The sequence below is a fragment of the Streptomyces sp. TSRI0107 genome (assembly GCF_001905845.1).
Taxonomy (GTDB): Bacteria; Actinomycetota; Actinomycetes; order Streptomycetales; family Streptomycetaceae; genus Streptomyces.
This window is the reverse complement of the sequence record NZ_LIVZ01000006.1, coordinates 45234-71550: the sequence shown is the minus strand read 5'-3', so window position 1 is coordinate 71550 and position 26317 is coordinate 45234. Positions and strand designations below refer to the sequence as shown.

Sequence of the window (26317 nt, the reverse complement as noted above, 5' to 3'; positions counted from 1 at the left end):
TCCGGGGCCGGTCCGGGGAATCAGACCTCCAGGTCCTCCTCGATCTTCTTCAGCTGGTGGCGGGCCATCGCCAGGTTGGCCCGCTTGGCGTCGAGGGCCAGGTAGAGGAAGAGCCCGTTGCCGCCGCGGCCCTTGAGCAGCCGGATCAGGTGGTACTGGTCGGACAGGGTGATCAGGATGTCCTCGATCTCGCTCTTCAGACCGAGGTGCTCCATGGTGCGCATCTTGGCGCGCACCACGTCCGTGTTGCCCGCGGCGGCGACGTTGAGGTCGAAGCTCTTGCCGCCGCCCAGCGTGCCCAGCGCCATGCCGCTGGTGTAGTCGACGAGCGCGACGCCGGTGGCTCCCTCGATGGAGGCGAGTGCTTCCTTCAGGGCGGTCTCGGTGTTGGCCATGGTGGCGTGTCCTCTCAGTTCTCGGTGGTGCGCACGTTGGCGGTGGTGCTCGGTGTGCGCGGGGTTGTGACGGTCGGTCTGGTGGGCAGTGCGGCGGTCGGTGCCGGTGCCGGCGCGGAGGCCTCGCCCACGGATTCGGCGCGGGCGGCCACCGCGGCGTCCACCAGCTCCCCGATGCGGGCCCCGGCCCGGCGGCCCTCCAGATGGAGGCGGCCGACGTTGACGCGGTCCTGCGCGAGCAGGGTCAGCACGGCGGTGCGGCCCGCCGCGTAGGTCGCGACGTAGCCCTGGCCGCCGCGGACGAGCAGCTCGCGCAGCCCGCCGCGGCCGGTGGCGTCCGCCAGCCGCACGGCGACGCCGAGCGAGGCGGCGGTGAGCGCGGCCAGGCCCTCCGGCTCGACGCCGGGGGTGTCGTGCGCGAGGACGAGTCCGTCCACGCTGGCGGCGAGGGCACCGGTCAGCTGGGGCACGCGGGCCCTCAGCCGGTGCAGTTCGTCGAGGATGTCGGGCTCGGCCGCCATCGGTTCTCTCCTCTCGGCGCTCTCGGCGTGCGATCGGTGCCGTTCAAAGGGCCTCCAGCGCATCCCTGAGCCTCTTCAGCAGGGTGATGTCGGGATCGGTGACCTCGGGCAGGAAGCCGTCGGCGATGAGCGGGGCGCCGTGTGGGGGCGGCGGTGGGGCGTACCCGGCGGGGGGCGGGGGCGCGGGCGTGACCGTGGGGGCGGGGGTGTGGGGGTACGGCACCGGTGGCCGGGCCGGGTCGGGCCCGAGCCGGGGCTCGGGCTGGGGCTGTGGCTGGGGCTCGGGTCGGTGCTCGGGCTGGGGGCGGGGTGCCACCAGGCCGGCCGCTGCCAGGCGGCGTATGTCCACCAGGGTGTGGAAGCCGGGCCGGCCCAGCTCGCGGGCGATGTCCGTCGCGGTGCGGACGCCGTCGACCAGGTCCAGCACCGCCCGCCGCCGGGGCGGGAGCGCCGGGACGGCACCGGGGCCGGGCCGGGTCAGCGGGGCGCTGTCGGCGCGCTGGTCTGGCCAGACGCGGTGCAGCAGCTCGCGCCGGCGCAGGGTCGCGCGCTCCACCTCGGCCACCGGCACCGGGTGCAGCGGGCCCGGCGGGCGGGGGTCGCCGTAGCGGAACCGGCCCGGAGTGCTGCTCGGGGCGAGCGCGAAGTACGCCGCGTCGTACAGCGCGCCGAGGTGGCACAGCTCCAGCGCGCCCGCCGTGAGCCGCCCGCCGTCGACCAGCAGCCGGCCGGCGTCCGGCCCCGGCCCCGCCCGGTCCACGGCCTCCCGCCAGGCGGCGGCGTCCAGCGTGCCGTGCGCCGTCAGGAGGACGTCGAGACCGGGTGCGGCCGGGCTCTCGGCGTGCACGACGCGGCCCTCGGCGAGGTGGATCGTGCCGCGCTCGCGGACCAGGATGCCGGTGGCGCGCTCGGCGGCGAGCCGGGACAGCATCGGCGACAGCCCGGTCACCGTGTGGGGCCTGGCACCCGCTCTGTCCCGGACGGGCAGCGGGGGCGGCGGAGTGGTGCCGACGGGTGTCATGCCAGGACCAGCCGTCCGGCCAGCTCGCCCAGGCGGATCCGGGCCAGGGCGAGGTTGCCGTCCGCGCGGCCCAGCCACACGTGCAGGAAGACCGTGCTGTCGAACGACGTGGGCACGAACCGCAGTACGTGGTACGAGTCCCGGTTGCTGATCAGCAGGTCCTCGACCGGCGGATCCGCCTCGCCCGGTCCGCCGTCGTGCGGGGCGAACGTCTTGTGCTCCGCCGCCAGCCGGGCCAGTTCCGCGGCCTCGGCGGCGGCCGTCTCGGCGTCGCCGGCCGGGAACTCCCCGACGACGCCGAGCGCCAGTCCGCTGGTCCAGTCGACCAGTGCGGCACCCCTGGCACCGGGCAATCGCATAGCTTCCAGCAGGCACTCGTCGATTCCGGGCACCGTGGCTCCCCTCCCCGCCTGGCGTTCGGTCGAGTGACGCCGAAACTACGCACTGTGTGGACGACGGGTGAGGGATCTGGCATTTTCCATTGGAACATGCGTCGGACCCACTAATGTGGGTCAACTGGCCTGATGTTCAGATCAGTTGAACATCAGCTCGGCCCGGGTGTGTCAACGGCGCTCGGGCGGGCGCAGGGTGGTGAGCGCGTCGGCGTGCGCCCCTCCGGACTCGGCCACGATCTCCGCCGGCGTCTGCTGTTCGCGGACGGTCGCGAAGGCCACGCCCCCGGCCCCGTCGGGCACGAACCCGTGGATGCCGGGGCGGGCCAGCGAGTTGTAGGCGTAGTGGTGCGCGAAGTAGTACGCGCCGGTGTCCAGGGCCGCCGCGTAGTCCCCGGGTTCGAGCAGGGGCAGGGCGCGGGCCTCGGCCAGCAGGTCACCGGCGAAGCAGGCGGGACCGGCGATGTCCTGGACCGTCTCGGGGCCCTCCTTCGGGCGGCCCTTCGCGTCGTAGGCGGCGATGCGCAGCGGCCAGGCGGTGGGTGCGTAGACCGTACGGGTGGCCACCTGCACGCCGGCGTGGGTGACCGCCACCGGGCGCCCGCCCGCCGCCTTGGTGTACTCGACCCGCGCCACCACCGTGCCGTGCTTGGCCAGCAGGGAACGGCCGAACTCGGTGACCAGGCCGTAGCGGCCGTCGAAGAGCGCCGGCGCCGCCTCGCGCAGCAGCCGGGCGTACTGCGCGTAGGTCGGTGCCGCGGCCTCCGACGCGAAGTTCACCGGCAGGCCGCCGCCGATGTCGATCGTGTCGATCTGCCGGCGGCCGATCCGCCGGTTGATCTCCTCGGCGAGCGCGTGGGTCTCGGCGACGCCCCGGGCCATCAGCGACAGGGGGATGCCCTGCGAGCCGGTGTGGGCGTGCAGCCGGGTGAGCCAGGGGCGGTCGGCGTACGCCTGGACGACCCATTCCCGCGCTCCCTCGTCGCGCAGCGCCACCCCGAACTTGGAGGTGGCCGTCGCCGTGGAGAGAGCCTCGATGGAACCGCCTCCCACCTGCGGATTCACTCGCAGGCCCAGGGGGGAGCGGCTGGGGGCGGACGCCATCAGGGCGTCGATGCGGGCCAGCTCCTGCGGGTTGTCCGCGTTGACGGCGATGCCCAGCGCCAGCGCCTCCCGCAGCTCCGCCGGCGTCTTCGCGGGCGAGTCCAGCACCGTCCGCTCCGGCGGCAGGCCGGCCGCCCGCGCCAGGGCCAGCTCGCCGGGGCTCGCCACCTCCGCACCGATCCCCGCCTCGCGCAGCAGCCGCAGCACCGGCACCAGCGGGGTCGCCTTCACCGCGAAGGCGTGCAGCACCGGCGTGCCCGGCGCCGTCACCGCGTCGAAGGCGGCCCGCAGCTCGGCCGCCGACTCCCGGATGCCGGTGACGTCGAGCAGCCCGACGATGGGCGTGGCGGGACCGAGCAGCCCCTGCTCCACGGCCGCGCGGACCGCCTCGTCGCGGCGGGCCGCCCGCTCGGCGCCGTCCCGCTCGCCCCTGCCGTCACTCGCGTTGACCACAACGTCCCCCGTCATGTCGTCGCCCGGCCCCGCGCCGGGCCCCGCATCCAGCCAAACACCCGCGGCGCGCCCGCGCGCCCACACCGACGTATTGACTAGCTCTATTCATGAAGACAGGATGTGAATAGCCGCGTAACAAGCGACGTGGCGAGCGACGTAACAAGCGCAGCCGTCACAGCCATCGCAGAACCCGTCCGCCAGGAGGCACGCCATGTCAGGACCCCGCCCCGTCCGAGCGCCGCGCGGAACGGAACTGAGCGCCCTGGGATGGCAGCAGGAAGCCGCCCTCCGGATGCTCCAGAACAACCTCGACCCCGAGGTCGCCGAGCACCCCGACAAGCTCGTCGTGTACGGCGGCACCGGCAAGGCCGCCCGCGACTGGCGGTCCTTCGACGCGATGGTCCGCACCCTGCGCGGCCTCAAGCAGGACGAGACGATGCTCGTCCAGTCCGGCCGCCCCGTCGGCGTCATGCAGACCCACGAATGGGCGCCGCGCGTGCTCATCGCCAACTCCAACCTCGTCGGCGACTGGGCCAACTGGGAGGAGTTCCGCCGCCTGGAGCAGCTCGGCCTGACCATGTACGGCCAGATGACCGCCGGCTCCTGGATCTACATCGGCACCCAGGGCATCCTCCAGGGCACCTACGAGACCTTCGCCGCCGTCGCCGCGAAGAAGTTCGGCGGCACCCTCGCCGGGACCATCACCCTCACCGCCGGCCTCGGCGGCATGGGCGGCGCCCAGCCGCTCGCCGTCACCATGAACGACGGCGTCGCGATCTGCGTCGACTGCGACCCGCGGGCGATCGACCGGCGCATCGAACACCGGTACCTGGACGTCAGGGCCGACTCCCTCGACCACGCCCTCCAGCTGGCCGTCGAGGCGCGGGACGCGCGCCGGCCGCTCTCCATCGGCGTCCTCGGCAACGCCGCCGAACTGGTGCCGCAGCTGCTCGCCATGGGCGCCCCGATCGACATCGTCACCGACCAGACCTCCGCCCACGACCCGCTGTCCTACCTGCCGGCCGGCATCGCCTTCGAGGACATGGCCGACGCCGCAGCCAAGGACCCCGCCGGGTTCACCACCCGGGCCCGCGAGTCCATGGCCCGGCACGTCGAGGCCATGGTCGGCTTCATGGACGCCGGCGCCGAGGTGTTCGACTACGGCAACTCCATCCGCGGCGAGGCCCAGCTCGCCGGATACGACCGGGCGTTCGCCTTCCCCGGCTTCGTCCCCGCCTACATCCGCCCGCTGTTCTGCGAGGGCAAGGGCCCCTTCCGGTGGGCCGCGCTCTCCGGCGACCCGGCGGACATCGCCAGGACCGACAAGGCCGTCCTGGAGCTCTTCCCGGAGAACGAGTCCCTCGCCCGCTGGATCAAGATGGCCGGGGAACGCGTCCACTTCCAGGGCCTGCCCGCCCGTATCTGCTGGCTCGGCTACGGCGAGCGGGACAAGGCCGGTGAGCGGTTCAACGACATGGTGGCGAGCGGCGAGCTGTCCGCCCCGGTCGTCATCGGCCGCGACCACCTCGACTGCGGCTCCGTCGCCTCGCCGTACCGCGAGACCGAGGCGATGCTGGACGGCTCCGACGCGATCGCCGACTGGCCGCTGCTGAACGCGATGGTCAACGTGGCGTCGGGCGCGTCCTGGGTGTCCCTGCACCACGGCGGCGGCGTGGGCATGGGGCGGTCCATCCACGCGGGCCAGGTGACCGTGGCCGACGGCACCGCGCTCGCCGGGGAGAAGATCCGCCGGGTGCTGACCAACGACCCGGGCATGGGCGTCATCCGGCACGTGGACGCCGGGTACGACATCGCCGAGTCGGTGGCGGACGAGCGGGGCGTGCGGGTGCCGATGCGTGAGGGTGAACAGGCGTGAGCGGCGACCGTCCGGCCGGGGCGGGCCCATCGTCACCGTCCACGGCTCCCTCCTTCCACGAGATGTGGCGCGAACTGCTCCCCATCGGCCGGCACCCCGGCTCCGGCGGCTACCGGCGGTTCGCGTGGACGGACCGGGACGCCGAGTGCCGGGACTGGTTCGAGGTGCAGGCCCGGGCACGCGGGCTGGCCTACGAGGTGGACCGCAACGGCAACCAGTGGGCCTGGCTCGGCGACCCCGCCGCCGGGGACGCCGTCGTCACCGGGTCGCATCTCGACTCGGTGCCCGACGGCGGCGCCTTCGACGGGCCCCTCGGTGTCGTGTCCGCCTTCGCCGCGCTCGACGAACTGCGCGGCCGCGGCGCACGGCTCACCAAGCCGCTCGGCATCGTCAACTTCGGCGACGAGGAAGGCGCCCGCTTCGGTCTCGCCTGCGTCGGCTCCCGGCTCGCCGCCGGACAGCTCACCGTCGAGCACGCGCACCGGCTCACCGACGGCGACGGGATCACCCTTCCGCGGGCCATGGAAGCCGCCGGACACGACCCCGACGCCATCGGCGCCGACCCGGAGCGGCTGGCCCGCATCGGCGCCTTCGTCGAACTGCACGTCGAACAGGGCCGTGCCCTCGACCTGTCCGGGGACCGGGTCGGCATCGCCAGCGCCATCTGGCCGCACGGCCGCTGGCGGTTCGACTTCCGCGGCGAGGCCAACCACGCGGGCACGACCCGGCTCGCCGACCGGCGCGACCCCATGCTGCCGTACGCCGAGACGGTGCTCGCCGCCCGCCGGGAGGCACGGCTCGCCGGGGCCGTCGCCACCTTCGGGAAGATCGCCGTGGAGCCGAACGGCGTCAACGCGATCCCCTCCCTGGTGCGCGGCTGGCTCGACTCCCGCGCGCCCGGGCAGGACACCCTCGACACGGTGGTCGGCGGCATCGAGAAGGCGGCCCGCGAGTACGCCGAGGCCCACGGCGTCGACCTCGACGTGGTCCGCGAGTCCTTCACGCCCGTCGTCGAGTTCGACCACGCGCTGCGCGACGAACTCGCCCGCATCCTGGGCGCCGAGAGCGACCTGAAGGTCCCCGTCCTCGGCACCGGCGCCGGACACGACGCCGGGATCCTCTCCGGGACCGTCCCGACCGCCATGCTGTTCGTACGCAACCCCACCGGCGTCTCGCACTCCCCGGCCGAGTTCGCGGCCGAGGACGACTGCGTGGCCGGGGTGCTCGCCCTCGCCGACGTACTGGAAGGACTGGCTAGCAGGTGACCAAGGCGACCTACTGGTCGGAACACGCCTGGCTCGGCACCCACGTCGAGCCGGGCGTGCTCCTGGAGACGAACGAGGGACGGATCACCGCCGTCCGCACCGGCACCGACAGCCCGCCGCCGGGCGCGGAGATCCTGCGCGGGCTGACCCTGCCCGGCCTCGCCAACGCGCACAGCCACGCCTTCCACCGCGCCCTGCGCGGCACCGTCCAGGTCGGCTCCGGAACCTTCTGGACCTGGCGCGAGGTCATGTACTCCGTCGCCGACCGGCTGACCCCGGACACCTACCACGCCCTCGCCCGCGCCGTGTACGCCGAGATGGCGCTGGCGGGGATCACCGCGGTCGGGGAGTTCCACTACGTGCACCACGCACCGGGCGGCACCCCGTACGCCGACCCCAACGCGATGGGCGAGGCCCTCCTCGCCGCCGCAGCCGAAGCCGGCATCCGCGTCACCCTCCTCGACACCGCCTACCTCTCCTCCGGCTTCGGACAGCCCCCCACCGCCCACCAGCTGCGCTTCTCCGACGGGACCGCCGAGGCCTGGGCCGAACGCTGTTCGGGGCTCAAGGAGCGCGAGCACGCCCGGATCGGGGCGGCGATCCACTCCGTACGGGCCGTGCCCGCCGACCAGTTGGCGACCGTGGCACGCTGGGCGGAGGAGCGCGGGGCCCCGCTCCACGTGCACCTGTCCGAGCAGACCGCCGAGAACGACGCCTGCCGGGAAGTCCACGGGTGCACCCCGACGCAGCTGCTCGCCCTGCACGGCGTCCTCGGCCCGCGCACCACCGGCGTCCACAACACCCACCTGACCGCCGAGGACATCTCCCTCATCGGCGGCAGCGGCACCGGCACCTGTATGTGCCCGACGACCGAGCGGGACCTCGCCGACGGCATCGGACCCGCCGTCGCCCTGCAGAACGAGGGCTCCCCGCTCTCCCTCGGCTCCGACAGTCACGCCGTCGTCGACCTGCTGGAGGAGGCGCGGGCGATGGAGCTGAACGAGCGGCTGCGCACCCGCACCCGCGGCCACTGGACGGCCGCCGCCCTGCTGCGGGCCGCCACCGCCGACGGGCACGCCGCCCTCGGCTGGCACGACGCGGGCGTCCTGGAGCCCGGCGCGCTCGCCGACTTCACGACGATCGCGCTCGACTCGGTCAGGACGGCAGGGCCGCTTCCGCGGCTCGGTGCCGAGACGGCCGTATTCGCCGCGTCGGCAGCGGACGTGTCGCACACGGTCGTGGCAGGCCGGCACGTCGTACGGGACGGGGTGCACTCCCTCGTGCCGGACGTGCCGGGAGCCCTCGCGGACGCCGTCGCAGCCCTGCGCGGATGAGACCGGGCCGCCCACCCGGGCGGCCCGCCTCCGCCCCCGAACCCGACCCCACCGCCGACCAGGCAACCAAGGACGCCATGAGCAACGCGACGACCGTCAGCCCCGCCCACTCCGCGAGCACCGCAAGCACGCTCATCACCAACATCGCGACCCTGGTCACCAACGACCCCTCCCTCGGTGACGGTTCCCCCCTCGGACTGATCCAGGACGCGGCCGTCGTCATCGAAGGCGACCGCGTCGCGTGGACCGGTGATCAAAGCAAAGCACCCGCCACTGACAATCGGGTCGACGCCGGCGGCCGGGCGGTCGTCCCGGGCTTCGTCGACTCCCATTCCCACCTGGTCTTCGCGGGCGACCGCACACAGGAGTTCAACGCCCGGATGTCGGGGCGGCCGTACAGCGCGGGCGGCATCCGCACCACCGTCGCCGCCACCCGCGCCGCCACCGACGCGGAGCTGGAGGCGAACCTCACCCGCTACCTCGCGGAGGCCCTGCGCCAGGGCACCACGACCTTCGAGACCAAGTCCGGCTACGGCCTGACCGTCGCGGACGAGGCCCGCGCCCTGCGCATCGCCGCCGCCCACACCGACGAGGTCACCTACCTCGGCGCGCACGTCGTCTCCCCGGACTACGCCGACGACCCGGCCGCCTACGTCGCCCTGGTCACCGGCGAGATGCTGGACGCCTGCGCCCCCTACGCCCGCTGGGTCGACGTCTTCTGCGAGAAGGGCGCCTTCGACGGCGACCAGGCCCGCGCCGTCCTCACCGCGGGCAAGGCGAAGGGCCTGCACCCGCGCGTCCACGCCAACCAGCTGTCGTACGGGCCCGGTGTGCGGCTCGCCGTCGAGCTGGACGCCGCCAGCGCCGACCACTGCACCCACCTCACCGACGCGGACGTCGACGCCCTCGCCAACAGCCGTACGGTCGCGACGCTCCTGCCCGGCGCGGAGTTCTCCACCCGCGCCGAGTGGCCCGACGCCCGCCGGCTGCTGGACGCCGGTGTCACCGTCGCCCTGTCCACCGACTGCAACCCGGGCTCGTCCTTCACCTCGTCCGTGCCCTTCTGCATCGCCCTCGCCGTACGGGACATGGGCATGACGCCGGACGAGGCGGTGTGGTCGGCCACCGCCGGCGGGGCGCGGGCGCTGCGCCGCGAGGACGTCGGGCGCCTCTCCCCGGGCGCCTTCGCCGACCTGACCCTCCTCGACGCGCCGAGCCACGTCCACCTGGCCTACCGCCCCGGCGTCCCCCTGGTCACCGGCGTCTGGCGACGCGGCACCCGCGTGGTCTGACCGTCAGGAACCGGCCCGCCACCGCTGATCCGCCCGCCCCGCCTCCGGCAGCAGGGCCAGCCACCCGCCGCCGACCGGGGTCACCGCGTGCCCCGGAGCGATCGCCGGGCGGATGACGCCGTGCCCGTCCACCGCGAACCGCAGGTTCCGGCCGTTGCGCCCGTCCACCGAGGAGCAGGTCCAGATGCCCACGCCCCGCTCCACCGAGCCCCTGCTGTCCAGGCAGTACGCCGGATCGGCGGCCGACTGCAGCACGCCCCGCCCGGTGTCGACCCGCCAGACCTGGGTGATGGAGGAAGCCGCGCAGGGGGCCGTGATGACGTCCGTGCCGTTGTCCATGACGCCGTCGCGGATGTCCAGGCAGAGCCCGGAGGCGGCGTTCACCACCTGGGCGTAGGAGCCGCCGGGGGGCCGTGCCGGCGGCGACGTGGGCTTCGGGGCAGGCTTCGGCGTGCGTGACGGAGTCGCACCGCGCGAGGTGGCGGGAGGCGAGGTGACGGGGGCGGGGGTGGGGGACACCGTCCTCGTCGCGGTCGCCGTGACCGTCACCGGCGGGGGAGCGGCCGGGACCGATATCGGGCTCGCCGGACCTGCCGTGTTCTCGGTGCCCGGCTCGTCCGGCGTCAGCAGGAAGACCAGCAGCGGCGTCAGAGCCACCCCGAGGGCGGCGGTGACCAGGGAGTACCGGCGGCGCCGCGGCGGCCAGGACGTCCCGGCGGCCGCGGCGCCGGGCTCCCGCCCGCGCGTGGCGTAGGCCGCGCCCGCCCACGGCAGCAGGCCTTCCGCCAGTGCCGTACGGGGCGAGTCGCGCAGGTCGGACAGTTCCTCGTGGGCCGTCGCGCAGTGCACACACACCGCCCGGTGGGCTTCCAGATCGCGGCTGCGGCGCGGCGCGTGCGGCCGGGCGGACTCCTCGATGAGCCGCCGGAACGCCCGGCAGCTCGGGTCGTCGGAGGCGCCGAGACGGACGTCCAGGCAGGCGCGCGCCATCTCGTCGAGCGCCGCGTCCCTGCCGTAGGTCACCTCCTGGGGGGAGACGCCGAGCAGGGTCGCGGTCGTTTCGTCGTCCTCCTGTTCGACGACCGTGTACCAGAGGATGCCCCGGGTGCGGGGCGGCAGCGAGCGGAACGCGTCGAGCAGCGGTGGGACCGGGCCGCCGGGGCCCGCCGTGTTCAGCACCAGCAGCAGGCCGGGGTCGAGCCCGGCGGAGCGTTCGCCCGCGGCCCACTCCGCGGCCAGCCGCGCGGTCAGCAGCAGGACGCGGTGCCGCCACGGCAGGGCGGGGCCATTGCCGCGGGCCGCCTCGCGCGCGGCGACCGTGAAGGCCTGCGCGGCCAGTTGACGGGCCGTCGACTGGCCCGCCGCGCAGAGCCGGGCGTAGGCGAGCGCGGACTCCTGGTGCCGGGCGCGCAGTTCCTGCAGGGCCGGGTACGCGCTCGCGGAGTCGCCGCGGAGCAGTTCCGCGAGCCGTGCGTCGGCCGCTCCCGCATGGTCGTGCCCCCGGCCCATCCCCCGCCTCCTCGCAGCCGTGCCACCCGCCGGTGTCCTGACCTACCGGCGGGTATGACGGCTCATAGTGGAGGACGGGGACCGCCTGGGAAAGAGTTTCCGCGGGTAACCGGGAGCGGCCCCCGGCCCCGCGTGAACCCGGAGCACCGGGCGGGAGGGGTCACTCCTCGACCGTCAGCCCCTTGCGTAGCCGCCCCAGCGTCCGTGACAGCAGCCGGGACACGTGCATCTGGGAGATCCCCAGCTCCTCCCCGATCTCCGACTGCGTCATGCCGGCGACGAAGCGCAGGGAGAGGATCCTGCGGTCCCGGGGCTGCAGTTCGGCGATCAGCGGCTTCAACGACTCTACGTACTCGATGCCTTCGAGTCCGTGGTCCTCGTAGCCGATGCGGTCCGCGAGCGCGCCCTCGCTGTCGTCCTCCTCGGGCTGGGCGTCGAGCGAGCTCGCCGTGTAGGCGTTCGACGCGGCCATGCCCTCGACGACCTCTTCGTGCGGGATGCCGAGCCGTTCGGCCAGTTCGGCCACGGTCGGGGAGCGGTCCAGCTGCTGGGCCAGCTCGTCACCGGCCTTGGCCAGGTCGAGCCGGAGCTCCTGGAGCCTGCGGGGGACGCGGACCGACCACGACGTGTCGCGGAAGAAGCGCTTGATCTCCCCGATGATGGTTGGCATCGCGAAGGTGGGGAACTCGACGCCGCGGCTGAGTTCGAAACGGTCGATCGCCTTGATCAGGCCGATCGTGCCGACCTGGATGATGTCCTCCATCGGCTCGCTGCGGGAGCGGAACCGCGAGGCGGCGAACTTGACCAGGGCGAGGTTGAGTTCGACGAGGGTGTTGCGGACGTACGAGTACTCGTACGTCCCTTCCTCCAGCGACTCCAGCCGCTCGAAGAGGGTCTTGGACAGGGCCCGGGCGTCCTCGGGGGCCACTTCGTCGTACGGGGGGATCTCCGGGAGTCCCGTGAGGGCGTCGGTCGCGACGCCGTCCTGTGCGATGGGATCCAGATGTTCCGGAGGGGGTGTCGACGTCGCCTGGTGGGTATGCGAGGCGTCGAGCCGGGGTGACATGATGTCCTCCATCGTTCTCGGCATATGGCTGCCGAAGCCAGTACGTGCACTGCGGTGTGCGGCGCCTCCAAAGCCGGCCGTGTCGGGTACGTGTCCTTACTAGCCCTACCCGCTACCCCGAGCCGACCGCAAGTGCGTTCTATGTTAGAATGTCCGTTTTTGCCCGGATGTTCGGCTGTTGGAGTGGTGAAGGAAGGCGTAGTGTTCGAGGGCGATAGTCAGCAGCCACGACCTCGGGAGAGAGACGGCATGGACCACGGGACGGTCGGCAGCGCACAGTCGGGCCGGCTTCTGGTGGAGGTGCGGGAAGCGGGTTCTAGTGCCGTCGTGACTCCGGCGGGTGAGCTCGATCACCACACCGCCGATCTGTTGCGCGAGCCACTCGAGGAATGCCTCGCCAAGGGTTTCAGTCGACTGGTCGTGGACTGTTCACGACTGGAGTTCTGCGACTCGACGGGGCTGAACGTCCTGCTCGGCGCCCGCCTGAAGGCCGAGGCCGCGGGCGGCGGCGTGCACCTGGCCGCGATGCAGCCGGTGGTGGCCCGCGTCTTCGAGATCACCGGGGCCGACGCGGTATTCACCGTCCACGACACCCTCGAGGCGGCCCTGGCGGGCGAGCCCGGAGCGAGTGGCGAGGGCGGCTCGGGCGGCGTCGGCTGAGCGGGGCGGGACGGTGCCCGGGTCGTGCCGAAAAGAGGGGGTGTCCCGCCCGCCCGGTCGGGCAGGAGACATCCTGAACACGTCGGTGGCACGGACGGCTGAGACGGTGAGGACGGCAGGGGCGCCGGGTCACCGTCGGCCGGCCCGGGTGCCGGACGGCCGGCACTCGTGAAGGAACTCTTGAATCGTGAACTGGTGAATCGGTGAGGTGAAGCGCTGATGAGCACCACCCGGCCCTACTCGCCGGGCGACCGCGGCCCGGAGCCCAGCGGCGCTTCCGGGGGGCCCGAGGGGGGAGCGCCCGGCTCGAAGCAGGGGCGCGAGGTCCGCAGGCTCAGCCTGGACGGCGCGACCGGGGTCGTGCCGATGGCTCGGGATTTCGCCCGGCAGGCCCTGTACGCGTGGGGCTGGCTGCCGGCCGCGACGGCGGATCAGCGGGCGGCGGCGGAGGACGTCCTGCTGGTCGTGTCCGAGCTGGTCACCAACGCCTGCCTGCACGCCGAGGGGCCGGACGAGATGTGGATCGCCCAGGACAACAAGGTGATCCGGATCGAGGTCTCCGACCGCGGCTCGGGCCAGCCCGCGCCGCGCACCCCGCACCGGGCGGGGCGGCCCGGCGGGCACGGGATGTTCATCGTGCAGCGGCTCTGCCTGGACTGGGGGGTCGTACGCACGCCGGGCGTGTCCGGCAAGACGGTGTGGGCGGAGCTGGGCGCTCCGGCGTGACCGGCCCGGGCGTCGCCGGCTCCGCGTGACCGGCCCTGCCCCCTCCCGCACGTTTCTCACACACCATCACTCTTCCTTCCTCGCGCCCCGGAGTACCTTGACGGCCCGATCCGATGTGCCGTCAGAATGAGGGGGCGGTGTCGACCGTTTCGTACCGGAAGCGAACCGCCGCGCCGGCGTCCGCCGCGGCCCAGGCCGGCTCGGCCGTCCTGGTGACCGCCCCGGCCGCCCGAACCGAGGTCGCCGAGGTGGAACGCCTGCGAGACGCCCATCGGCGACAAGAGCGCAGGCGCGATGAACCCCAGCGCCACGATCGAGCTGGGCGGCGCCGACCGCGGCACCATGACCGTCACGGGCCCCGCCAACCAGGAAGCGATCCCCGCCGACATCCCCGTCAAGATCAGCGACCTGAGCGGCACCTGCACCCCAAAGAGGACGCAGGTCTCCCTGACCCTGGACACCACCGGCCGGCCGGGCGGCGCGGCGGGCGGCTCGTCGGGCGGGGGTTCCACGGCCGGTGGCGGTTCCACGGGCGGCGGCTCGGTGGCGGGCGGCAGCGGCCTCGCAGACACCGGCTCCGAGGACCACGCCACCCTCAAGGCCCTCGCCCGGCGGCCGGCCGGCACGATCACCCTGGTGGGCACGGCCCTGCTGACGTTCCTCCCGGGCCGCCGCACACCCTGAGGAACGCCCCGGAAAACCCGGAGGGCCACCGCATCACGTGATGCGGTGGCCCTCCAGGAGCGCGGGAACTGCGTCAGCGGACGTCGCCCATGAGTTCCTTGACGTTCTTGCGGTACATCCAGACCGCGAAACCGGCGAGTACGGCCAGGCCGGCCTCGGCGGCCACGACGCCCGTCTTGTTGAGGTCGACGCCGAACTCGGACAGCAGACCGGTGACGGCGTCGCCCGCGGTCACCGCGAGGAACCAGACACCCATCATCTGCGAGGCGTACTTGGCCGGGGCCATCTTCGTGGTCACCGACAGACCCACCGGGGACAGCATCAGCTCACCGGCCGTCTGGCAGAAGTAGATCAGCACGATCCACCACGGCGAGACCTTGCCGCCGTCCGCCGCCGCCAGCGGCAGCAGGAAGACGAAGAAGGAGATGCCGACGAGGACCAGACCGCCCGCGAACTTGACGATCGTGCTCGGCTCCTTGCCGCTGCGGGCGAGCGCCAGCCAGATCGTGGCGAAGACCGGGGCCAGCGCCATCACCAGGACCGGGTTGACCGACTGGAACCAGGAGACCGGGAACTCCCAGCCGAAGACGTGCGTGTCGACGTGCTCGTCCGCGAACAGCGACAGGGTCGAGCCGCCCTGGTCGTAGATCATCCAGAAGACGGCCGCGGCGACGAAGAACCAGATGTAGCCGGAGACCTTCGACTGCTCGGTGGCGCTCAGCTCCTTGTCGACCTTGATCCGTACCAGGACGCCGACCGGGATGAGCAGACCGATGACCATCAGCGGGACCGTCACCCAGCGCAGGGTGTAGTGGCCGGTGACGACGAGGGTCGTGTAGGCGACCGCCGCGATCAGCAGCCAGATCATGGCCTTGCGCAGCGTGGACTTGCGCTCCTCGGCGCTCAGCGGCTTCGGGACGAGGCTGGAGCGGTCCGACAGGTGACGGCTGCCGAGCAGGAACTGGACCAGGCCCAGCGCCATGCCGAGGGCGGCCAGCGCGAAGCCGAGGTGCCAGTTCACCTTCTGGCCGATGGTGCCGATGATCAGCGGCGCGGCGAAGGCACCGAGGTTGATGCCCATGTAGAAGACCGTGAAGCCGCCGTCGCGGCGCGGGTCGTTCGGGCCGTCGTAGAGGTGGCCCACCATGGTCGAGATGTTGGACTTCAGCAGGCCGGAGCCGATGGCCACCAGCAGCAGACCGAAGTAGAACGTGCCCGAGCTGGGCAGCGCCAGGACCAGGTGGCCGGCCATGATGATCGAGCCCGCGACCGCGACCGTCTTGCGGGGGCCCCAGACGCGGTCACCGAACCAGCCGCCGGGCATGGCGAGCAGGTACACCGTCGAGACGTAGACGGAGTAGATGGCGATCGCCGTACCGGCGTCCAGGCCGAGCCCCGCGGGGGCGACCAGGTAGAGGGGGAGCAGTGCCCTCATGCCGTAGTAGGAGAAGCGCTCCCACATCTCGGTCATGAAGAGGGTGGCCAGTCCGCGGGGGTGGCCGAAGAAGGTCTTCTCGGAACCGGGGGTGCCCGGTCGGGCCGAGTCCTTCGTCAGGCTGGACGCCATGGTCGTTCCTTGCTGGTCGGGACGCGCTGATGGAGCGTTGCGCGCCCGGTGGGGGACGGCCGGCACCGGCGGGATCGAACAGTCCGCCCCCACGCCCACGGGGGTTTCCGCTCCGGGTCTCGGAACGGTGGACGGCGTCCACCGGGATCCACGCCTCGCGCGCGTCACTGCGCGTGAGGCCCGGCCACAGGTCATTCCTTTCAGGCTGGTCTAGACCAACCCGCACATAAAAGAGACCTTCAGCGTCAAATCGACTGCCAAAGGTCGCCGCGTGCTACAGGCGTTCAATCACCATACGGCAGGACAGTGCCGGATATGGAAGGACTTGAGAGATGGATCACAGGTGTCGGAGGAACCGCAGCACCGGTTTCTAAGGTCATTACCAGGATCGCACCTCGCGGATAGTGGTATGTACCACAGCGATCGCCAAGGTAAGAGCCCCTCAAGAGGCCGGTAAGAGGCAAGGTCGCGATCACACCCCGGCTCTTGTCACGGTCGGACTACCATCAGCTCATGACCCGTGTACTGCTCGCCGAGGACGACGCGTCCATCTCGGAGCCCCTGGCGCGCGCGCTGCGCCGGGAGGGGTACGAGGTCGAGGTGCGTGAGGACGGACCCACCGCGCTGGACGCGGGAATGCAGGGCGGTGTCGACCTGGTCGTGCTGGACCTGGGCCTGCCCGGCATGGACGGCCTGGAGGTGGCCCGCCGGCTGCGTGCCGAAGGCCACACCGTGCCCATCCTGATCCTCACCGCGCGGGCCGACGAGGTGGACACCGTCGTCGGCCTGGACGCGGGCGCCGACGACTACGTCACCAAGCCCTTCCGCCTCGCCGAGCTGCTGGCCCGCGTCCGGGCCCTGCTGCGGCGCGGGTCCGCCGAACCCCAGCAGCCGCCCGCCACCCACGGCGTGCGCATCGACGTCGAGTCCCACCGGGCCTGGATGGGCGACGAGGAGCTCCAGCTCACCGCCAAGGAGTTCGACCTGCTGCGGGTGCTGGTCCGGGACGCCGGGCGGGTCGTCACCCGCGACCAGCTGATGCGCGAGGTCTGGGACACCACCTGGTGGTCGTCGACCAAGACCCTCGACATGCACATCTCCTGGCTGCGCAAGAAGCTCGGCGACGACGCCGCCAACCCCCGGTACATCGCGACGGTCCGCGGCGTGGGCTTCCGCTTCGAGAAGAGCTGAGCCCGCCCCCGGGCCTTGGAAGTAGGACATGCGCCGCCGACTGATCCAGTCCACGCTCGCCGTGGTGCTCGTCGTGATCGCCGTGTTCGGCGTCTCCCTCGTCATCGTCGAGACCCGGACCATCAGCGACAGCGCCCAGGAGCGGGTGGAGTCCGAGGCGGTCCGGCTGGCCAGCATCGTGGACAGCCGGATCCTCGCCGCCGAGAAGATCTCCGCCGGTCTCCTCGGCGACCAGGTGGGCGGCGACCAGTACGCCGTCATCCGCATCCCCGGCCAGGCGCCGATCGAGATCGGCGAGAAGCCGGACGGCGACGTCATCCAGGCCACCCGCACCGGCGAGGAACGCGAGACGGTCACCGTCCAGGAGCCGCGCTCGGCGGTGTACGGGGAGGTCGGCCGCACCCTGCTGATCATCGGCGCGGTGGCACTGCTCGCCGTGATCGCCGCCGTGCTGCTGGCGCTGCGCCAGGCCGACCGGCTCGCCTCGCCGCTCACCGACCTCGCCGAGACCGCCGAACGCCTCGGCTCCGGCGACCCGCGGCCCAAGCGCAAGCGGTACGGCGTCCCGGAGCTGGACCGGGTCGCCGACGTCCTGGACGCCTCCGCCGAGCGCATCGCGCGGATGCTGACCGCCGAGCGCCGGCTGGCCGCCGACGCCTCCCACCAGCTGCGGACCCCGCTGACCGCGCTGTCCATGCGGCTGGAGGAGATCACCCTCACCGACGACCCGGACACGGTGAAGGAGGAGGCGACCATCGCGCTCACCCAGGTCGAACGCCTGACCGACGTGGTGGAACGGCTGCTGACCAACTCCCGCGACCCGCGCACCGGCTCCGCCGTCACCTTCGACCTCGACGAGGTCATCCAGCAGCAGCTCGCCGAGTGGCGCCCCGCCTACCGCAGCGCCGGACGCGCCATCGTCAGCTCCGGCAAGCGGCACCTGCGGGCGGTGGGCACCCCGGGCGCCGTGGCGCAGGTGCTCGCGGCACTGATCGAGAACTCCCTGATGCACGGGGGCGGCACGGTCGCGCTGCGCACCCGCGTCACCGGCAACCAGGCCGTCATCGAGGTCACCGACGAGGGGCGCGGCGTCCCGGCCGACCTGGGCGCCCGCATCTTCGAGCGGGCCATCAGCGGCCACAACTCCACGGGCATCGGCCTGGCCGTCGCCCGCGACCTGGCGGAGGCCGACGGGGGCCGGCTGGAGATGCTCCAGGCGTCGCCGCCGGTGTTCGGCCTGTTCCTGTCGCGTACGGCGGTGAAGAAGCCGGAGGACGAGGAGCGCACGGTCCGCTGAGGCGCGGTCACACGCGTGCCCGCTGCCGCACCCGCTCGCGGTCCCGGGGCCGCTCGGTCTCCAGGAACGACTCGGGGTCGGGGGCGGGCTGCCGGGCGGGCAGTGCCCGGAAGACCCAGGTGCGGTACGACCAGAAGCGGAACAGGGTGGCGACACCGATCCCGAGGAACTTGAAGATGTTGCTCTGCAGCGGGGTGTCCCAGCCGAAGCCGTAGGTCGCGGCGTAGAGCACGCCGTTCTCGATGACCAGGCCGACCACGCTGAACAGCAGGAACAGCGTCAGCTCGCGGGTGCGGCCGCTCTTGTCGCGGTCCCGGTAGGCGAAGTAGCGGAAGCCGACGTAGTTGAAGGCGATCGCCACGATGGTCGCGACGACGCTGGCCCGCACCACCTGGAGGTCGGTCACATGCCGTACCAGGTTGAACACGAGGAGGTTGACGAGCAGACCCGCACCGCCCACCGCGCCGAACTTGGCGACCTCACGCGTCAGCCGGCCGAGCCGCTGCCGGAGCGTGGTGGGGGGCGCCGGAGGGTGCCCCGAGGAATCACGTCCCATGGTCGTGAAGGCCCCCGTCCGTCGGATTCGTCAACCCAGTCATGCTAACCACCCCCCTTCCGTGATCGCCTGTGGACGGGCTGGCGGTTCGCGAGGAGATCGCCGAGGGGGCCGTTCGGAGCACCGGACAGGAGCGGAATCCGGCCGCGGTGGCGCGGCGGATACCCTGGGGGCGTGACGTTCCCGGTAGTCGGCATGGTCGGCGGGGGCCAGCTCGCTCGTATGACACACGAGTCGGGCATCCCGCTGGGCATCAAGTTCAAGCTTCTCAGTGACACCCCTCAGGATTCCGCGGCGCAGGTCGTGAGCGATGTCGTCATCGGCGACTACCGCGATCTCGACACGCTGCGCGAGTTCGCGCGCGGGTGCGATGTGATCACCTTCGACCACGAGCATGTGCCCACCGAGCACCTGCGGGCCCTGGAGGCGGACGGCATTCCCGTGCGCCCGGGTCCCGACGCGCTGGTGCACGCCCAGGACAAGGGCGTGATGCGGGCGAGGCTCGACGCGATCGGTGTGCCGTGCCCACGGCACCGGATCGTGAGCGATCCCGGCGATGTGGCGGCGTTCGCCGCCGAGGGCGACGGCTTCCCGGTCGTCCTCAAGACCGTCCGCGGCGGCTACGACGGCAAGGGCGTGTGGGTGGTGGACTCCGCCGAGGAGGCCGCCGAGCCGTTCCGCGCCGGTGTCCCGGTGCTCGCCGAGGAGAAGGTCGACTTCGTCCGCGAGCTGGCCGCCAACGTGGTCCGCTCCCCGCACGGGCAGGCCGTCGCCTACCCGGTGGTGGAGTCCCGCCAGGTGAACGGCGTGTGCGACACGGTCATCGCCCCGGCGCCCGACCTCGACGAGGCGCTGGCGCTGAAGGCCGAGCAGATGGCCCTGACGATCGCCAAGGAACTCGGCGTCGTCGGCCACCTCGCCGTCGAGCTGTTCCAGACCCGCGACGGCCGCATCCTCGTCAACGAGCTGGCGATGCGCCCGCACAACTCGGGCCACTGGTCGATGGACGGCGCGATCACCTCGCAGTTCGCCAACCACGTCCGCGCGGTCCTCGACCTGCCGCTCGGCGACCCGCGCCCGCGCGCGAAGTGGACCGTGATGGTCAACGTCCTGGGCGGCGACTACCCGGACATGTACTCGGCGTACCTGCACTGCATGGCCCGCGACCCGCAGCTCAAGATCCACATGTACGGCAAGGACGTGAAGCCCGGCCGCAAGGTCGGTCACGTGAACACCTACGGCGACGACCTGGACGACGTGCTGGAGCGCGCCCGTCACGCAGCCGGCTATCTGAGAGGCACGATCACCGAATGAGCCCCGTTGTTGGCATCGTCATGGGGTCGGACTCCGACTGGCCCGTCATGGAGGCCGCGGCCAAGGCCCTCGACGAGTTCGAGATCGACTACGAGGTCGACGTGGTCTCCGCCCACCGGATGCCGCGCGAGATGATCTCGTACGGCGAGCAGGCCGCGGACCGGGGGCTCAAGGTGATCATCGCCGGTGCGGGCGGCGCCGCCCACCTGCCCGGCATGCTCGCCTCCGTCACCCCGCTGCCGGTGATCGGCGTGCCGGTGCCGCTGAAGTACCTCGACGGCATGGACTCCCTGCTGTCGATCGTGCAGATGCCGGCCGGTGTCCCGGTCGCCACCGTCTCCGTGGCCGGTGCCCGCAACGCCGGTCTGCTCGCGGCCCGCATCCTCGCCGCGCACGACGAGGAGCTGCTGGGCCGGATGCGCGAGTTCCAGCAGGACCTCAACGACCAGGCCACCGAGAAGGGCAAGCGGCTGCGCGCCAAGGTCGAGGGCGTCGGCGGCGGGTTCGGTTTCGGCAAGTAGCGCACCGGGACAGAAGTAAGTACCGGAGAACAGAAGGGGGACGGCGATGACCTCGTTGGAGGAGGCCCGGGAACTGCTGCGCGAGTTCCCGGTGGTCGACGGGCACAACGACCTGCCCTGGGCCCTGCGCGAGCAGGTGCGCTACGACCTCGGGGCCCGGGACATCGCCGTCCCCCAGGGCGACCACCTGCACACCGACATCCCGCGCCTGCGGGCCGGCGGGGTGGGCGCCCAGTACTGGTCGGTGTACGTCCGCGCCGACCTGCCCGACCCGGTCACCGCGACCCTGGAACAGATCGACTGCGTACGGCGGCTGATCGACCGTCACCCGGACGCGCTGCGCGCGGCGCTGACCGCCGAGGACCTTCGGGCGGCGCGCGCCGAGGGCCGGATCGCCTCCCTGATGGGGGCCGAGGGCGGCCACTCGATCGACAACTCGCTCGGCACCCTGCGCGGCCTGTACGCGCTCGGCGTCCGCTACCTGACGCTCACCCACAACGACAACGTGGCCTGGGCGGACTCCGCGACGGACGCGCCCGGCGTCGGCGGCCTGTCGGCGTTCGGCCGCGAGGTGGTCCGGGAGATGAACCGCCTCGGCATGCTGGTCGACCTCTCGCACGTGGCCGCCACCACCATGCGGGACACGCTGGACACCAGCACCGCGCCGGTGATCTTCTCGCACTCCTCCGCCCGCGCGGTCTGCGACCACCCCCGCAACGTCCCGGACGACGTGCTGGAACGCCTCCCCGGCAACGGCGGCATGGCCATGGTGACGTTCGTGCCGAAGTTCGTCCTCCAGGCCGCCGTCGACTGGACGGCCGCCGCCGACGAGAACATGCGCGCCCACGGCTTCCACCACCTCGACACCACCGCCGAGGCGATGAAGGTGCACCGCGCCTTCGAGGAGAGCCACCCGCGCCCGGTCGCGACCGTCGCCACGGTCGCCGACCACCTCGACCACATGCGCGAGGTCGCGGGCATCGACCACCTCGGCATCGGCGGCGACTACGACGGCACCGCCTTCACCCCCGACGGCCTCGACGACGTCTCCGGCTACCCCAACCTGATCGCCGAGCTGCTCGACCGCGGCTGGTCCAAGGCCGACCTCGCCAAGCTGACCTGGCAGAACGCGGTGAGGGTGCTGGGCGCCGCCGAGGACGTGGCGCGGGACCTTCAAGCGACCCGCTCCGCGTCCACCGCCACCATCGCGGAACTGGACGGCGACTCCGCGAGCGTGGGGTAGTCGGTGTAGCCGATCGCGCCGCCCACGTACATCAGATACCGGTCCCGCACCGGGTTGAGCGGCGCGCCGAGCCGCAGCCGGGCGACGAGGTCCGGGTCGGCGAGGATTAGCCGCCCGAGCGCGACCAGGTCCGCGCCGGCCGCCAGCAGCCGCTCGCCCGCCCGCCGTACGGCGTCGGTGGTCAGCTCTCCCAGGACCGGGTTGGCGACGAGGGTGCCCGGCCAGTCGGCGCGGATCCGCCGGAACACCGGGGAGTCCGGGTCGGCGTACACCACGTGCAGATACGCGAGCCCGAGCGGCCGCAGCGCCGCCACGAGCGCCGGGTAAAGCGCCTCGGTGTCGCCCTCCTCGATGCCGTTGACGGTGAGCCCCGGAGCGATCCGCACGCCCACGTGGCCGGCCCCGACCTCCGCGACCACCGCTTCGACGACCTCCACCACGAACCGGATCCGCCCGGCGACCGAGCCGCCGTACTCGTCGGTGCGGCGGTTGGTGTTCCCGGCGAGGGACTGGTGCGGCAGATAGCCGTCTGCGGCGTGCACCTCCACACCCTCGAACCCGGCGTCGAGCGCGCGCCGGGCGGCGGCCGCGAAGCCGGCGACGGTGGCGCGGATGTCGTCGCCGGTCATCTCGCGGGGGACGACGGCCGGCCGGTGCCCTTCCGAGGTGAAGACGGTGCCGGGCAGCGGGACCGGCGAGGGGGCGAGCGGGAGGTGACCGCTGGTCGCGGGGTGGCCGATCCGGCCGCCGTGCTGGAGCTGGAGGAACATCCGCCCGCCCGCGTCCCGCACCGCGTCGGTGACCCGCCGCCAGCCGGCCACGTGCGCCGGGGTGTGGATGGCGGTGATGTTCGGGTTGGTCTGCCCGACCGCGCTGGGCGTCGCGGCCTCGGCGACGATCAGGCCGGCGTCGGCGCGCTGGGTGTAGTGGTCGGCCATGAGGGAGGTCGGGGTGCCGTCCGCCTTGGCCCGGATGGGGGTCCCCCTGCTCGAGCGAAGCCGAGAGCTTGGGGGAGGGTCATGGGGCCATCACGAGGCGGTTGGGCAGGCGGGGTCCGCCGAGGGTGGCTGGTTCGAGGAGATCCGTCGTCTTCGTCATGACCGTACGCTGGAACCTGACACTGATGTCAGAATCAAGGCCGGTGACGGACGGAGGGGCCATGCGGATCGGCGAACTGGCACGGCGGACCGGGGTCAGCGAGCGCTCCCTGCGCTACTACGAGACCCAGGGGCTGCTGAAGGCCGAGCGGACACCCGGCGGGCACCGGGACTACCCGGAGGCCGCCGTGGACCGGGTGATCCGGATCCAGGAACTGTTCGCGGCCGGTCTGCACAGCAGCCGGATCGCCCAGCTGCTGCCCTGCATGCGGGACGCCGACGGCGGGCCGTCCGCCATCGCCACACCCCGGCTGGTCGACGACCTCACCGCGGAACGCGCCCGCATCGACCGCATGATCGCCGACCTGCTGCGGTCCCGGGAGACCCTCGACGAGGTCATCGAGGCGGCCCAGGGGCGGTGAGCCGGGCAGGATGACGCGCGCCCGCGGTCGCGGGGCGGGGTACCCCCGAACGCCCCGTCCACCGGGTCACCGGTCACCCGCCCGTGCGACGGTGGCCGTACAGTCATCGCCGCGCACGTACGGAGCCCCGTCATGGCCGAACTCCAGGACGACCTGCACACCGCCCCCGAGGCCGGCGAACTCGGCGACCTGCCGCTGGACACGCCGTTCCCACCGGAGCCGTACGCCCCGCTCCCGGAACCGGACCCCGACGCCGCCCCGCTGGAACGCGCGTACGCCCTGCTGGAGACGCACCCCGTCGCGGACGGCTACAGCGGACTGCCGTGGGCCCTGCGCCACCTGCCCTGGTACGACCTGGAGCTGGGGGAGAGCGCCGTCGACACCGACGTACCCCGGCTGCGGAAGGGCCGTGTCGGGGCGCTGTTCTGCTCCCTGCACCTGCCCGAGGGGCTGGCCGCGAACCGCGCGGTGGCCGCGACGCTGGAACAGCTCGACCTGGTGCGCGCGGTGGTCGCCGGGCATCCCGAGCACCTGCGGCCGGCCCGCACCGCCGGGGAGGTCGTCGACGCCCACCACTGCGGCCGCGCCGCCGTCCTGCTCGGCCCGGCCACCGCCGCCGCCCTGGACGACTCCCTCGGCCTGCTGCGCGTGCTGCACGGGCTCGGCCTCAGAGTGCTCACCCTCACGGGCACCTCCTGGGCGAGCGAGGCCGGGCTGACCCGGTTCGGGGACGCGGTGATCCGCGAGATGAACCGGCTCGGGGTGCTCGCCGACCTCTCCGGCGCCTCCGAGCCCACCATCCGCCGGGTGCTCGCCACCTCCCGCGCGCCCGTGCTGGCCACCCGCTCCGCCGCCCGCGCCCTGCGCCCCCACCCCGCCAACCTGCCCGACGACCTGCTCGTCGAGCTGGGCGCCGCCAAGGGGCTGTGCATGGTGCCGCTGACCGCCGAGCAGACCGGCCCGACGATCCGCGACGTCGCCGACCACCTCGACCACGTCCGCGCCCTGGCCGGCCCCGGGTGCGTCGGCCTCTCCGGCACCTACGACGCGGGCTGCGCCCATCCCCAGGAGCTGAGCGACGCCTCCTGCTACCCGCACCTGATCGCCGAGCTGCTGCGGCGCGGCTGGACCGAACCCGACCTGGCCCTGCTGACCTGGGGGAACGTCCAGCGGGTGCTGCGTGCCGCGGACTCCACGGCACGGACCGAGCAGGCCCGCCGGGAGCCGGCGACGGCACGCATCACGGAGCTGGACGGCTAGCGGCCCGGGTGTCCTCGAGACCTAGGAGTCCTTGAGGCCTAGGTGTGTTCGAGGCCTAGGCGTGCTCGATCCGGCAGAGGCAGAACGGGTGCCCCGCCGGGTCGGCGTAGACCCGGAAGTCCTTCGACTCGTAGTCCTCCGCGTCCAGGACCCGGCCGCCGAGGGCCAGCACCCGCTTCTCGGCCGCGTCGACCTCCTCCCAGGTGGATCCGGCGTCGAGGTCGAGGTGGAACTGCTGGGCATTGCGGTCGGCGCGCGGCCACTCCGGCGGCCGCAGGCCGGGCGCCGTCTGGAACGCCAGCCGCGGCCCGCCGGGGACCTGGAGCACCACCCAGTCCGGGTCGGACTCCTCCGGTTCGCCGCCGACGATCCCGGCGTAGAAGCGGGCGAGCGCGCGCGGGTCGGGACAGTCGAGGACGACGGAACGGAATCGGGCGGCGGGCGTCATGGGCACCTCCGGAATCGGCCGGACAGCGGGATCAGCCGGCGCAGAGGCAGAACGGGTGCCCCACCGGGTCGGCGTACACCCGCCAGGTCCGTGAGCGGTCCTCCGCGTCCAGCACGGTCGCGCCCAGCGCCAGCACGGCCTGCTCGGCCGCGTCCAGGTCCTCGACGTCCAGGTCCAGGTGGAACTGCTGCGAGGCGTCCGGGGACGGCCACTTCGGCGGTACGTAGCCGGGGGCGGCCTGGAAGGCCAGCTTCTGCCCGTCCGGCACCGTCAGGTCGACCCACTCCTCGTCGCCGTCCTGCTGCACCTCCACGGTGCCGCCCAGCACCTCGGCGTAGAAACCGGCCAGCTTGCGCGGGTCCGGACAGTCCAGGACGACGACACCCAGCTTGGCGATGGCCATGACTTCCTCCTCGTCGGAGACACGAGTGGTGTACCCGGTTGTTCGGTCACCCGGTTACCCATAGGGCCGGGTAACCGGTAACGGTTACCTCATGCTCCCGCATAGCGGGTAACGTCGCAAGCATGAGTGAGAGACAGGCCGCGCCCGGTGGTCTCGCCCTGGTCGAGGCCCTGGTCAACACCATCGACCTGGAGTCGGGGCGGGACGCCCTCGACACGGCCGAGGCGCGGGAGCGGTTCGGGATCGCGGAGGGCGACCTGGACGCCGTACGGGAACTGCGCGAGTCGCTGCGCGCCACCTGTCTCGCGCACGCCGGGCACCCGCCGCACCGCCCGGTCACCCCGCTCGGCGACCTGCTGGCGCGGGCGCCGCTGTACGTCGCCGTCGACCCGCTGGACGGCTCCGCCCGGCTCGCGCCCGCCGACGACGGCCCGCTGCTCTCCCGGATCGCCGCGGCCGTGGCGCAGGCGCTCACCGAGGGCACCTGGCAACGGCTCAAAGCGTGCGAACTGCCCGAATGCCACTGGGCGTACTACGACCGCAGCCCCGCCGGACGCGGACGCTGGTGCTCGATGTCGGTGTGCGGGGCGCGCGTGAAGATGCGGCGCTACCGTGCGAAGGGTGCGTGAGAAACGCAGAGTTGGTGCAGAATGCGACAGGACGCCGGTTCGGCCGACTGAGCCTCGGCCGAACCGGCGTC

The 26317-nt window shown here is 72.9% G+C and carries 26 protein-coding genes and 1 pseudogene; 15 read left to right on the top strand and 12 right to left on the bottom strand.

All coding sequences use genetic code 11. The features are described 5' to 3' along the window. Positions 1-20: 20 nt before the first annotated feature. From AMK31_RS16845 to AMK31_RS16825, 5 genes are all read right to left on the bottom strand, one after another. Positions 21-395 carry a hypothetical protein gene (locus AMK31_RS16845; RefSeq protein ID WP_073941355.1) on the bottom strand — a complete coding sequence of 125 codons (375 nt, stop codon included), beginning with the start codon at positions 393-395 and terminating at the stop codon, positions 21-23. A 14-nt stretch (positions 396-409) separates the two neighbouring features. Continuing rightward, complete coding sequence (locus AMK31_RS16840) at positions 410-916, bottom strand: roadblock/LC7 domain-containing protein (protein ID WP_073941354.1); 507 nt, start codon at positions 914-916, stop codon at positions 410-412. 43 nt (positions 917-959) lie between these two features. Next, positions 960-1937 carry a hypothetical protein gene (locus tag AMK31_RS16835; RefSeq protein WP_073941353.1) on the bottom strand — a complete coding sequence of 326 codons (978 nt, stop codon included), beginning with the start codon at positions 1935-1937 and terminating at the stop codon, positions 960-962. Beyond that, positions 1934-2329: a hypothetical protein gene (locus tag AMK31_RS16830; protein WP_073941352.1), complete on the bottom strand. Its 396-nt coding sequence runs from the start codon at positions 2327-2329 to the stop codon at positions 1934-1936. The genes AMK31_RS16835 and AMK31_RS16830 overlap by 4 nt, the downstream gene beginning before the upstream one ends. Positions 2330-2500: 171 nt before the next feature. Beyond that, complete coding sequence (locus AMK31_RS16825) at positions 2501-3901, bottom strand: diaminopimelate decarboxylase (protein ID WP_073941351.1); 1401 nt, start codon at positions 3899-3901, stop codon at positions 2501-2503. Between the two features lie 196 nt (positions 3902-4097). Between AMK31_RS16825 and hutU the strand changes: the two genes are divergently transcribed. From hutU to hutI, 4 genes are all read left to right on the top strand, one after another. Next, entirely contained in the window at positions 4098-5762 is a 1665-nt protein-coding gene (gene hutU / locus AMK31_RS16820) for a urocanate hydratase (RefSeq protein ID WP_073941350.1), read from the top strand. Between the two features lie 62 nt (positions 5763-5824). Then, positions 5825-7027 (top strand): allantoate amidohydrolase, encoded by a 1203-nt coding sequence (locus AMK31_RS16815; protein WP_107468636.1) that lies wholly within the window; start codon positions 5825-5827, stop codon positions 7025-7027. Further along, positions 7024-8361, top strand: a complete 1338-nt coding sequence (locus AMK31_RS16810) for a formimidoylglutamate deiminase (RefSeq protein WP_073941348.1) — start codon at positions 7024-7026, stop codon at positions 8359-8361. The genes AMK31_RS16815 and AMK31_RS16810 overlap by 4 nt, the downstream gene beginning before the upstream one ends. Then, positions 8358-9653: an imidazolonepropionase gene (gene hutI / locus AMK31_RS16805; RefSeq protein WP_073941347.1), complete on the top strand. Its 1296-nt coding sequence runs from the start codon at positions 8358-8360 to the stop codon at positions 9651-9653. The genes AMK31_RS16810 and hutI overlap by 4 nt, the downstream gene beginning before the upstream one ends. A 3-nt stretch (positions 9654-9656) precedes the next feature. On the opposite strand, the gene AMK31_RS16800 is transcribed toward hutI, so the two are convergent. Beyond that, a complete protein-coding gene (locus AMK31_RS16800; RefSeq protein ID WP_073941346.1) occupies positions 9657-11162 on the bottom strand; it encodes an RICIN domain-containing protein in 1506 nt (501 codons plus the stop codon). Between the two features lie 160 nt (positions 11163-11322). Next, positions 11323-12240 carry an RNA polymerase sigma factor SigF gene (locus AMK31_RS16795; RefSeq protein WP_073941345.1) on the bottom strand — a complete coding sequence of 306 codons (918 nt, stop codon included), beginning with the start codon at positions 12238-12240 and terminating at the stop codon, positions 11323-11325. A gap of 237 nt (positions 12241-12477) precedes the next feature. On the opposite strand from AMK31_RS16795, the gene AMK31_RS16790 reads away from it, so the two are divergent. From AMK31_RS16790 to AMK31_RS16780, 3 genes are all read left to right on the top strand, one after another. Beyond that, entirely contained in the window at positions 12478-12888 is a 411-nt protein-coding gene (locus AMK31_RS16790; protein ID WP_073941344.1) for an STAS domain-containing protein, read from the top strand. Between the two features lie 219 nt (positions 12889-13107). Continuing rightward, positions 13108-13614, top strand: a complete 507-nt coding sequence (locus AMK31_RS16785) for an ATP-binding protein (RefSeq protein ID WP_073941343.1) — start codon at positions 13108-13110, stop codon at positions 13612-13614. 294 nt (positions 13615-13908) lie between these two features. Beyond that, the gene (locus tag AMK31_RS16780; protein WP_073941342.1) at positions 13909-14298 is read left to right on the top strand and encodes a hypothetical protein; all 390 of its coding nucleotides are present in this window, start codon (positions 13909-13911) and stop codon (positions 14296-14298) included. A gap of 73 nt (positions 14299-14371) precedes the next feature. Here AMK31_RS16780 and AMK31_RS16775 read toward each other — a convergent pair whose 3' ends face one another. Further along, complete coding sequence (locus tag AMK31_RS16775) at positions 14372-15865, bottom strand: oligopeptide:H+ symporter (RefSeq protein WP_073941341.1); 1494 nt, start codon at positions 15863-15865, stop codon at positions 14372-14374. Between the two features lie 513 nt (positions 15866-16378). On the opposite strand from AMK31_RS16775, the gene AMK31_RS16770 reads away from it, so the two are divergent. Then, positions 16379-17056, top strand: a complete 678-nt coding sequence (locus tag AMK31_RS16770) for a response regulator transcription factor (protein WP_037628240.1) — start codon at positions 16379-16381, stop codon at positions 17054-17056. A gap of 28 nt (positions 17057-17084) precedes the next feature. Beyond that, positions 17085-18353, top strand: a complete 1269-nt coding sequence (locus tag AMK31_RS16765) for an ATP-binding protein (RefSeq protein WP_073941340.1) — start codon at positions 17085-17087, stop codon at positions 18351-18353. Between the two features lie 7 nt (positions 18354-18360). On the opposite strand, the gene AMK31_RS16760 is transcribed toward AMK31_RS16765, so the two are convergent. Beyond that, the gene (locus tag AMK31_RS16760) at positions 18361-18909 is read right to left on the bottom strand and encodes a GtrA family protein (RefSeq protein ID WP_073941339.1); all 549 of its coding nucleotides are present in this window, start codon (positions 18907-18909) and stop codon (positions 18361-18363) included. Between the two features lie 174 nt (positions 18910-19083). On the opposite strand from AMK31_RS16760, the gene AMK31_RS16755 reads away from it, so the two are divergent. From AMK31_RS16755 to AMK31_RS16745, 3 genes are read left to right on the top strand one after another with little or no spacing between them, the layout of a single operon-like run. Continuing rightward, a complete protein-coding gene (locus AMK31_RS16755; RefSeq protein WP_073941338.1) occupies positions 19084-20223 on the top strand; it encodes a 5-(carboxyamino)imidazole ribonucleotide synthase in 1140 nt (379 codons plus the stop codon). After that, positions 20220-20744 carry a 5-(carboxyamino)imidazole ribonucleotide mutase gene (purE, locus tag AMK31_RS16750; RefSeq protein WP_073941337.1) on the top strand — a complete coding sequence of 175 codons (525 nt, stop codon included), beginning with the start codon at positions 20220-20222 and terminating at the stop codon, positions 20742-20744. The genes AMK31_RS16755 and purE overlap by 4 nt, the downstream gene beginning before the upstream one ends. A gap of 46 nt (positions 20745-20790) precedes the next feature. Further along, a complete protein-coding gene (locus tag AMK31_RS16745; protein WP_073941336.1) occupies positions 20791-21987 on the top strand; it encodes a dipeptidase in 1197 nt (398 codons plus the stop codon). Here the strand turns inward: AMK31_RS16745 and AMK31_RS16740 are convergent. Continuing rightward, a pseudogene (locus AMK31_RS16740) lies at positions 21918-23085 on the bottom strand (oxidoreductase). The gene AMK31_RS16745 and the pseudogene AMK31_RS16740 sit on opposite strands and share 70 nt — an antisense overlap. A gap of 61 nt (positions 23086-23146) precedes the next feature. Between AMK31_RS16740 and AMK31_RS16735 the strand changes: the two are divergent. Both AMK31_RS16735 and AMK31_RS16730 read left to right on the top strand, forming a co-directional pair. Further along, positions 23147-23506 carry a MerR family transcriptional regulator gene (locus AMK31_RS16735; protein WP_073941335.1) on the top strand — a complete coding sequence of 120 codons (360 nt, stop codon included), beginning with the start codon at positions 23147-23149 and terminating at the stop codon, positions 23504-23506. Positions 23507-23638: 132 nt separating this feature from the next. Then, the gene (locus tag AMK31_RS16730) at positions 23639-24766 is read left to right on the top strand and encodes a dipeptidase (protein ID WP_073941334.1); all 1128 of its coding nucleotides are present in this window, start codon (positions 23639-23641) and stop codon (positions 24764-24766) included. A 55-nt stretch (positions 24767-24821) separates the two neighbouring features. Here the strand turns inward: AMK31_RS16730 and AMK31_RS16725 are convergent, their stop codons facing one another. Together AMK31_RS16725 and AMK31_RS16720 are read right to left on the bottom strand one after the other, a co-directional pair. Beyond that, the gene (locus AMK31_RS16725; RefSeq protein WP_073941333.1) at positions 24822-25214 is read right to left on the bottom strand and encodes a VOC family protein; all 393 of its coding nucleotides are present in this window, start codon (positions 25212-25214) and stop codon (positions 24822-24824) included. Positions 25215-25245: 31 nt separating this feature from the next. After that, on the bottom strand, positions 25246-25617 hold the full coding sequence (locus AMK31_RS16720; RefSeq protein ID WP_073941332.1) for a VOC family protein: 372 nt from the start codon (positions 25615-25617) through the stop codon (positions 25246-25248). A 122-nt stretch (positions 25618-25739) separates the two neighbouring features. Between AMK31_RS16720 and AMK31_RS16715 the strand changes: the two genes are divergently transcribed. Then, entirely contained in the window at positions 25740-26246 is a 507-nt protein-coding gene (locus AMK31_RS16715; protein ID WP_073941331.1) for a CGNR zinc finger domain-containing protein, read from the top strand. Positions 26247-26317: the final 71 nt, after the last annotated feature.